The organism is Alphaproteobacteria bacterium, assembly GCA_025800285.1.
Lineage (GTDB): Bacteria > Pseudomonadota > Alphaproteobacteria > JAOXRX01 > JAOXRX01 > JAOXRX01.
This window is the reverse complement of record JAOXRX010000093.1, coordinates 1-585: the sequence shown is the minus strand read 5'-3', so window position 1 is coordinate 585 and position 585 is coordinate 1. Positions and strand designations below refer to the sequence as shown.

At 30.6% G+C, this 585-nt stretch carries 1 protein-coding gene; it reads left to right on the top strand.

The window, feature by feature from the left end:
* A partial coding sequence (locus OIF36_04860) for a hypothetical protein (GenBank protein ID MCV6599784.1) occupies nt 1-462 on the top strand: 462 nt, incomplete at its 5' end.
* Nucleotides 463-585: the final 123 nt, after the last annotated feature.

Genomic DNA, 585 nt, shown 5'->3' with positions numbered 1-585 from the left:
CTCAAACTTCCAAGTAAATATAAAGATTCAAGTTTGGGTGAATTACAAAAAGCTTTTGAAAAAGGAAAGGAAGAGAGAGCCAATCTTAAAAAATCTATTAAAAATGTTGCAGAATACAAAAAAGATACTCTTACATGTTTGATTTTAGCTTTTCCAATTAAAGGACAACGAGCAAAAGATAAATCTAAAGAACTTATCAGAGAATATAATATCATGCAAATTCTTATCAATAATATGGGGCGACTCAGAAATTATAAAAAAATAACAGGCATTGGCATCATCCATTTCAATAACCCTCAACAACTTGTCGACAGACTTGAATTACTTGCCGGCTCCATCTTTGCTGGTAATAACTGTGTAAAGCAAGAGTTCTCTCAAATCGCGCATCTTCTTCATCAACTTAAAATCATCACAAAAAAAACATTAAATGATCTTTTGAAAAAATATATATTGTTTAAATAAAATAATGGAAAGAGCTATTCACATTTCTTCAATCAACAGAGAAAAAACTGGAGAAAACAGACCAGATAATTTCCTGATAAAGTTTAAACCCTCTCTGAAACTTGATCCTGAAATGAAACACTC